At 42.0% G+C, this 5,650-nt stretch carries 7 protein-coding genes and 1 pseudogene; 2 read left to right on the top strand and 6 right to left on the bottom strand.

Annotated elements, in window-relative coordinates:
- The 4 genes and pseudogenes from UF75_RS24525 to UF75_RS27760 form a co-directional block, all read right to left on the bottom strand.
- A partial coding sequence (locus tag UF75_RS24525; RefSeq protein WP_242860419.1) for an amino acid permease occupies positions 1 to 978 on the bottom strand: 978 nt, incomplete at its 3' end.
- A gap of 147 nt (positions 979 to 1,125) precedes the next feature.
- Positions 1,126 to 1,434 (bottom strand): hypothetical protein, encoded by a 309-nt coding sequence (locus UF75_RS24520; RefSeq protein ID WP_082075333.1) that lies wholly within the window; start codon positions 1,432 to 1,434, stop codon positions 1,126 to 1,128.
- A 71-nt stretch (positions 1,435 to 1,505) separates the two neighbouring features.
- Positions 1,506 to 1,781 carry a hypothetical protein gene (locus UF75_RS24515; RefSeq protein ID WP_045577137.1) on the bottom strand — a complete coding sequence of 92 codons (276 nt, stop codon included), beginning with the start codon at positions 1,779 to 1,781 and terminating at the stop codon, positions 1,506 to 1,508.
- A 463-nt stretch (positions 1,782 to 2,244) separates the two neighbouring features.
- Positions 2,245 to 2,397 (bottom strand): annotated as a pseudogene (locus UF75_RS27760) (SDR family oxidoreductase); the annotation flags it as partial.
- A 115-nt stretch (positions 2,398 to 2,512) separates the two neighbouring features.
- On the opposite strand from UF75_RS27760, the gene UF75_RS24510 reads away from it, so the two are divergent.
- Complete coding sequence (locus UF75_RS24510) at positions 2,513 to 3,352, top strand: SPFH domain-containing protein (RefSeq protein WP_045577136.1); 840 nt, start codon at positions 2,513 to 2,515, stop codon at positions 3,350 to 3,352.
- 5 nt (positions 3,353 to 3,357) lie between these two features.
- Complete coding sequence (locus UF75_RS24505) at positions 3,358 to 3,549, top strand: hypothetical protein (protein WP_045577135.1); 192 nt, start codon at positions 3,358 to 3,360, stop codon at positions 3,547 to 3,549.
- Between the two features lie 91 nt (positions 3,550 to 3,640).
- Here the strand turns inward: UF75_RS24505 and UF75_RS24500 are convergent, their stop codons facing one another.
- Both UF75_RS24500 and buk read right to left on the bottom strand, forming a co-directional pair.
- On the bottom strand, positions 3,641 to 4,540 hold the full coding sequence (locus UF75_RS24500) for a bifunctional enoyl-CoA hydratase/phosphate acetyltransferase (protein WP_045577134.1): 900 nt from the start codon (positions 4,538 to 4,540) through the stop codon (positions 3,641 to 3,643).
- Positions 4,541 to 4,583: 43 nt separating this feature from the next.
- Positions 4,584 to 5,650, bottom strand: a 1,067-nt coding sequence (buk, locus tag UF75_RS24495) for a butyrate kinase (RefSeq protein ID WP_156146606.1), incomplete at its 5' end; no start/stop codon positions are given.

The following is a 5,650-nucleotide window of genomic DNA, read 5'->3' as shown; positions in this document are numbered from 1 at the left end:
TTTTGGATGGACTGCTGAAAAAGCACTAGGAATCAAGGTATCTCTGGACATTGAAAACCAAGCCCTACTGGCATCATTGATGCACCCATTTGCGCTCGCCATACAGGCTAAAATTGTGCCAATAAACATCACGACGATAACCCCTGACATTTTTGTCGCTAGAGCTGCTTCATAAAGAGGGTAAACAGACTCCCCGAGAGTTCCCGCTTCAACTAAGCCAGAGCAAACGAACCACGTTACAGTTGCCCCAACGAGCAAGGTTACCATTCCGATCAAGGTGCCCATGGGAAGTGAGCGAGCGGTTGAACGGCATTCTTCAGCTGCTAAAGCGGTTCCTTCAATTCCTAAAAAAAACCAAATTCCAAATTGAAGAGCAGCTACAACTCCAATCCAACCATAGGGTAATCCATTGGTTAATTCGGAGAGCCTGAGAATACTTTGCGACGGGATCTGAAAATTAGTAGAGAAGAGAAGCACAAAGATGGTTACAAAGGCAATCGCTGTAATAAAGAAATTAAGTGTTAAGGTCGCATAGACTCCTCGATAATTGAGATAAGTTAATAATAATAACGTTAAAATCACATATGGCAAGCTCTGAATCGCCGGATTAATCGACTGCAAAATAGCTCCAACTACCAAGGCATCTGCAGCTTCAAGCATTACATATTCAAACACTAGCATTAGTCCAATGTTAAAAGCAGCCAGTGGACCCAGAAGGTATTTAGCCATTGCATATTGACCACCTGCTTCCGGAATGACTGACCCGATCTCTGTGTTAATCATAACTAGGGATATATATAAAATCCCAATGACCCAACAGGCGATGATGGCTCCCATCGAACCCCCTTTTGCAACCGTGAAGTTCCAGCCCATAAATTCTCCGACTAGAACAATCCCGACACCTAGTGCCCAAATATGCATTGGACCAAGGACTTTTGAAAGATGCTGTTCTTGTTGAATGCCCATTGAATCATTCAAGACTTACCCCCTCCTTTGCGGCTCATTTCAACACGGATAAAGTCTTGCGCCATAATTATCAACAAGATTGCGCATAAACCCCAAGCAACCCAATTCATTAATTCCCATATACTCACTGTTGTGTAACCTCCGTCCCGGAATTTTGCTTCAGCTTACTTTCTTATCACCTTTTTTATGAACTTCACTGTATAGATTGTTTATCATGGCCTTAAGTTCCTTATTGGAACTAGAAAACACATAGACCAAATAAATAGCTAAAGCCAAGACTAACATTAGGAATATGGGCAAATTGAAGGAATAATCCATCCCCCCGGTCGAACCTGAACCTACTAGCACCTTACCCCTCATCAACATAGTTGAAAGAAGTATAACAAAACATAGTAACATAATGAACATGACATCAAATACTTCCATTAAAGGACTGTTGACAGGTTTTTTCTGTTTATCAACTTTCAATATCGACTCTCCCTCCTTAAAAAGCTCCAGCTTTGAAGTAATATCCTATCTCAAGCCAGACAAAAATTATCTCAAGCTTTTATCGTGGTATTATGTAATTCTTCGCTATATAAGGCAATACGATTTTTCTTGAGATGAGCCAATACAGCAACTAAAGCACTTGTCACAAATATTCCAGCCAATAGCCCTGCAACTAAAGCAACATTCCGTATTAAATCATTCATAGCCAAACTCAAAACGTTCTTTAATACAAAACCTAGAACTGCCCATACAAATAGGATAAAGACAAAAACTAACCCCCTATCCTGCTTGTATAATTTATTAATTCTCGATACATCAAACTCCATTTTTTGATCACCTCACAAATCTTACATTTTATGTCGAATAAAATCATAACAAAAGGCTAAAATGCAATTATTATGCCACAATTCAATTTTCACCTCTAAACCAGTATGAAATTAAAACGAATTTGAAAAAGGCCTTAAACCATCCCCCTATGATCAGAAATCAGACTAGTTCTTTGTCCCTAGTTCTATAAAAATTGGTTTGGTCTAGTTCTAAGAATTTTCTAAATCAATTCATTTCGACTTAAATATACTTAGATAAGTCAAAATTAACTTGAATAATAAAAACCACCCGTATAAAACGAGTGGTTAAGCAGTTTAGTACCCAATTTGATCTATCAAAGGAAAGAGACCTACCTGCCTGTTCTACGGTGAAAAATCCTACGTTTAAGTTGCTACATTCTACTAATTTCAAAGTGACATTCTCTCAAATTAAAAACTATGTTTTAACAAATTTAATTTATTTTTAGTTATTAATGATTGTGCCCCCATTGATCTGGAGCATCTGGCCGGACATATAAGAAGAATCTTCCGAGGCCAAGAAAACATATGCCGGAGCCAATTCTTTCGGTTGCCCGGCCCGTTGCATAGGAGTTGTGCATCCGAAGGTAGCCACTTGATCCGCCTTAAACTTCTTTACACCTTAATATTAAAATGATATCATATTGGTATCGAAACTTGTTGCTCAACTCACAAACTATAGCGCAATCTAAATCTAAGGGAGGATTATCAATATGATCGAAAAGAAAGCGTGGGCCGTCAACGGTTATCTTGCCTTAATTCTTATGCTCGCCCTCATGATCGGCGGAATTGCCTTACTCGTTCAAGAAAACTTGGTGGGAATTCCTATTGTAATCTTAGCCGTTATTTTAGCATCAGGTATTTTAGTCGTTCAGCCTAATAAGTCTTATGCTTTAGTCTTTTTCGGGAACTATATCGGTACAATCCGTCAACCTGGGCTATGGCTAAGTGTCCCTTTTGCCATACGCAAAGGGGTTTCGTTAAAGGTTCGAAATTTCAATAGTAAAACTCTTAAGGTCAATGACATCGAAGGTAATCCCGTTGAGATTGCTGCCGTCGTCGTTTTTCGGGTCATTGATACCGCTAAGGCAATTTTTGATGTTGAAAAATATGAAGGATTTGTGGAAATACAAAGTGAAACCGCATTACGACACGTGGCTACACGATACGCCTACGACAACTTTGAAGGAAAAGGCTTTTCTCTCAGAGGAAACCCTGAAGAAGTTTCCTCCGAACTAATGAACGAACTCCAACAACGTCTTAAACAGGCGGGTGTCGAAGTGACTGAAGCTCGTCTTACTCATTTGGCTTATGCTACTGAAATTGCAGGTGCGATGCTACAGAGACAACAAGCTTCTGCCATTCTATCCGCCCGCCAAATCATTGTTGAGGGTGCCGTAGGCATGGTTCAGATGGCAATTGAACGTATCGAGAAAGATGGGGTCATTAAACTTGACGAAGAACGCAAGGCCGCTATGGTTAACAATCTCCTTGTCTCAATCGTTTCCGAACGCGCCACTCAACCGGTCATTAATACGGGAACGATGTATTAATTAGTATGGCGACCAAAAAACAGTTTCCCTTACGACTTGATCCAAAACTTTATGCAGCCCTAGAACGCTGGGCATCCGATGAATTTCGTAGCGCCAACGCCCATATTGAGTTTTTACTCCGTGATGCAGTCCGACGGGCGGGACGTTTGAAGGAGCAAGATAGCTCTGAGAATTCGGAAACTATAGAAGAGATATAAGAAGTGGACATAAGAATTTAGTGCTTCGTTATCTGAGCAAAAAGGGTGAACCCGGAAATTATTCCAGATTCACCCTTTTATACATTGATTCCTATCGATTCAAAGCAGCCATAGCTAAGGCCATGTACTTGCTTCTTGGGGTATCATTCCTAGAAGTCATTACAATCGGAACTTTCGCCCCAAGCACAATCCCAGTCATGGTCGCCCCGGCAAAGTAAACCATGGATTTCCCTAAGACATTTCCTACCTCAATGGTAGGGACTAAGAACAAATCGACAGCCCCATTGATCTGACTGATAAGCCCCTTATGCTTCAAGGCTGCTGCACTCACCGCTCCATCCAGAGCTAGTGGGCCTTCCACGATCGCGCCTGGGAATTCTCCCAATTGATTCATCTCAGCTAAAGCTCGAGCATCTACGGTCGCCTGCATTTTTGGGCTGACCACTTCATTGGCAGCTAAAACAATAACGTTGACCAAATCCATCCCGATACTCTTTAAATAGAGCAAACTATTGTCCAGAATTTCTTTTTTCTGTGCTAGGGTTGGAGCAATATTCATTCCTCCATCCGTTACAAACAGCAAACGAGAAAACCCCGGCACCTCAAATGCAGCAAGATGACTAAGCAAACGCCCAGTCCTCAGGCCCCGTTCAGGCCTAACCACTGCACGTAAAAAATCTGAGCTATTGACAAATCCTTTCATAATTAAATGGGCTCGCCCATTAATCACTGTGTCCACCGCCTTATTGGCGGCTGCCACGGGATTAATTTCATCCATCAGTTCAGCCCCTTCTAAGCTGAACCCGATTTCTCGAGCCAATTGTTTGATTTGATTAACATCTCCAATCAGAATCGGGGTTATCAGTCCTTCTTTATCCGCTAACTTGACAGCTTCTAACACTTCTTTATCCGCAGCAGCAGCCACTGCAACTTTCGCCCGGCCCAGGCTCTTCGCCTTGTCGTGCAGAGACTCAAATCCGCTAAATCGCACTTTTCACACCCCATCTATTCGAATGGCTTATCCCCTCTAATTTTCACGCATAGGCTTCATAAGTAAGTGCCTTTTCTTCCCCTCGCAGGACCCTTAAAGCACCCAAGGCCAAAGCTTCCATCTCTTCTTCACCCGGCATTATCCGTACAGGAGCAATAAAGGAGACACGACGAATGATTTCTTGAGTGATAAATTCAGAATGAGCAAGTCCACCGGTTACGACAATGCGATCGACCTCTCCTGCCAAAACCGTGGCCATCGCACCAATTTCCTTGGCCACTTGATAGCATAATCCTTCAAGAACAAGTTTGGCGTTAAGGTCTCCATCATTCATCCGTTTCTCAGCTTCTCGTCCATCTTTGGTCCCAAGGTAAGCAAACATTCCGCCTTCTTTTAAAAGTTTAGTCAGCATCTCTTTTTCTGAATAGGTTCCAGAATAGCAGAGTTTTATCAGCTGAAAGGCAGGTAATGTACCACAACGTTCAACTGAATATGGGCCCTCATTATTAGCATTATTGACATCAATCATTTTCCCTTTACGGTGAGGAGCGACAGAAATTCCTCCACCTAAATGCGCGATAATTAAGTTTACTTCCTGATAGGTTTTGCCTAGCTCAAGCGCAACTTTACGAGCAACCGCCTTCATGTTTAAGACATGGGATTGACTTAATCTGGGTAATTCAGGAAGTCCAGAAAGCCGCGCTACTGGTTCCATTTCGTCCACTGACACAGGATCCACTAAATAAACTGGGACATTGATCCTTCGCCCTAAGTGATAGGCAATAATCCCGCCTAAATTTGAAGCATGTTCCCCTCCGGGCGCATTATGCAACGTAGCCTCAAGGCGATCATCCACCAAATAGGTACCCCCGACTAAAGGCTTAAGTAAACCACCTCTTCCCACAATTCCCTTAAAATCGTTTAACGAAGTTCCTCGATCGTCAAGCACTTGTAAAATTTGATGGATTCGATACTCGTATTGATCTTCAACCCGAGAAAAAGCGTTAATTTCATCGGCTGGGTGATCAATTCCATGTTTCCAAAGACAAGTTTCGTTCTCATAGGCTGCAATTTTTGTAGATGTTGAACCTGGATTAATTACGAGTACTT

The organism is Desulfosporosinus sp. I2 (assembly GCF_000960765.1).
Lineage (GTDB): Bacteria > Bacillota > Desulfitobacteriia > Desulfitobacteriales > Desulfitobacteriaceae > Desulfosporosinus.
This window is presented reverse-complemented; position numbering and strand designations above follow the sequence as displayed.

Bases quoted from the DNA above. Each gene is read 5' to 3' on its own strand.
- UF75_RS24515 (WP_045577137.1), bottom strand. From the start codon at position 1,781: ATGGAGTTTGATGTATCGAGAATTAATAAATTATACAAGCAGGATAGG.
- UF75_RS24510 (WP_045577136.1), top strand. From the start codon at position 2,513: ATGATCGAAAAGAAAGCGTGGGCCGTCAACGGTTATCTTGCCTTAATT.
- UF75_RS24505 (WP_045577135.1), top strand. From the start codon at position 3,358: ATGGCGACCAAAAAACAGTTTCCCTTACGACTTGATCCAAAACTTTAT.